At 66.1% G+C, this 2,165-nt stretch carries 2 protein-coding genes; both read left to right on the top strand.

Annotation, left to right across the window (positions count from 1 at the left end; translation table 11 throughout):
- Positions 1 to 187 precede the first annotated feature (187 nt).
- Positions 188 to 1,714: a UbiD family decarboxylase gene (locus IRZ12_RS17425; RefSeq protein ID WP_296471326.1), complete on the top strand. Its 1,527-nt coding sequence runs from the start codon at positions 188 to 190 to the stop codon at positions 1,712 to 1,714.
- 72 nt (positions 1,715 to 1,786) lie between these two features.
- Positions 1,787 to 2,165: tripartite tricarboxylate transporter substrate binding protein (locus IRZ12_RS17420; protein ID WP_296471323.1), on the top strand; the 379-nt coding region annotated here is incomplete at its 3' end.

Genomic DNA, 2,165 nt, shown 5'->3' with positions numbered 1-2,165 from the left:
CCCACGGACAACGCCCCCGTGCCCCTATTGTTCAGCTTCTTCTATCACGTCATACAAATGTTTTGCTTATGCGGGCCGGCATGGTGCATTTAAATATCGCGGCAAGCGCGAGAGTTGCGGCCCGGGGCGCCATGTACGGCTGAACCGGGCCGATCATTACCCCTCAGAGGACCAGCCGGAGATACCCTTGGCCGCTTTGCCCGATTTTGACACCTTCCGCCTCAAGTACTTCCTGCAATCCCTGGGCGAGGATGCCCTGCTCCGGCTAAGCGACACCCCGCTCTCGGAAGTAGCGTCCTTGCTCGAGCAAAGTCCCCGCGCCGTGCTGATCGAACGGCCGGGGGGCGGCGACGTTCCGCTCTGCGGCAATGTAGCGGGCAGCCGCACGCGCCTGGCCCAGGCTTTCGGGACGACGGAAACCGAGCTGCTGCCGGAAGTCTTGCGCCGCCTGCGCAACAAGCCCGAATTCGTGGAGGTACCGGCTTCCGAGGCGCCGGTGCGGGAAGTGGTGCTCGAAGGCGATGACTGCGACCTGACCAAGCTGCCCGTGCACCTGCAGCATGGCCTGGACGGCGCGCCCTACATTTCGGCATCCATCGACTTCGTCAAGGATCCCGAGACGGGCTGGACCAACGTCGGCGTGCGACGGCTCATGCTGCGCGGCCGGCGCGTGACGGGCATCGATCTGGTCGCTCCGTCGGACCTGCGGGCCATCTACATGAAACAGTCCGCCAAGGGCGAGCGCGTGCCCGTGGCCTTTGCGGTGGGCTCGCATCCCATCGATCACGTCGCCGCCACCATGCGCATCCCGGGCGACGAGCTCGGACTGCTTTCCAGCCTCCGGGGCGCTCCGCTGCCGGTGGTCAAATGCCTGACCAGCGACCTGATGGTGCCGGCCGATGCGGAGTTCATCATCGAAGGCTATCTGGATGCCGCCGGTCACGTCGAACCCGAGGGGCCGTACGGGGAGTTCCTCGGCTACTACGGCGTGGTCAAGAAGAACCCGCTGTTCCATGTCACGGCCATCACCCACCGGCGGGACGCGATCTTCCAGACCGCGACGATCAGCGGTCCCAACATGGCCTGGACCGATACTGCCCAATTGAACGCCTTGCGCACGGAAGTCATGGTCTGGCGCGCGCTGGAGACGGCGGTGCGCGAGGTCAAGGCGGTCTACGCAGCACCGGCCAACGGCGGCATGTTCAATGTCCGCGTCGCCTTGCAGCAACGCGTCCCAGGCGAAGCCCGCAACGCGATCGCGGCCGTGTTTGGGTCGCTCTCCAACGTCAAGCACGTCTTCGTGGTCGATCCGGACATCGATATTTTCTCGGATGCCCAGATGGACTGGGCGCTCGGCACCCGGTTCCAGGCCGACCGCGACCTGGTGGTGCAAAGCGGCATGCGCGCCATGCCGCTCGACCCATCTCTCCAAGGCAGCCGGCAGGGCGCCAAGGCTGGGTTCGACCTGACGCTGCCCCTGCTCGCCCCGGGCGAATCGCGCCCGCTGGAATACCGCGTGCCCGCGGCGCCGCGTTTCCAGGGCAGGCGCTTCGCGTCGCTGGAGGCAGCCCTGGAGGATGGCCCGAAGTACTTCGAGGAGCTCATGGCGGCGACCGGCAGCAGCGACGGGCGGGAAATCGTCCGCTGGCTCGAAGATACGGCGGCGGCCCGTCCCATCGTGCGGGACGACGAAGGCCGCTACCGCTTCCGTTGATCGTTTCACCCTCACATTTCCCAAAACGATAGGCCGCGGCACGTTCCGCCGGTCCACAGAGGAGACATGGCAATGACCAAGCTATCCACGAAGCAAGCCCACCAGGTGAACGGACGCCGCCGGGCGGCCCTGGCTGCCGTCGCCGCGGGGTTCGTCGCCTGCCAGCCGGCCGTCGCCCAGAACGCCGCGGCGGATTTTCCCAGCAAGCCGATCAAGATCATCTCGCCGCACGCTCCCGGTGGCTTGGGGGATACCTTTGCCCGTTATCTCGCCCAGCAGCTTGCCAGCGCCTTCGGCCAGCCGGTGGTCGTCGAAAACCGGCCGGGCGCGAGCCAAACCATCGCTGCCGACGCGGTCGCCAAGGCGCAGCCGGACGGCTATACCCTGCTCATCGCCACCCAAAGCGCCATGGTGTTCAACGCGGTGTTGCGCAAGAAACTGCCATACGATC

The organism is Pigmentiphaga sp. (assembly GCF_019689535.1).
In the GTDB taxonomy this organism is placed as follows: domain Bacteria; phylum Pseudomonadota; class Gammaproteobacteria; order Burkholderiales; family Burkholderiaceae_B; genus Pigmentiphaga.
Note: the sequence above shows the minus strand (reverse complement) of the source record. Positions and strands in the feature narration are given on the sequence as shown.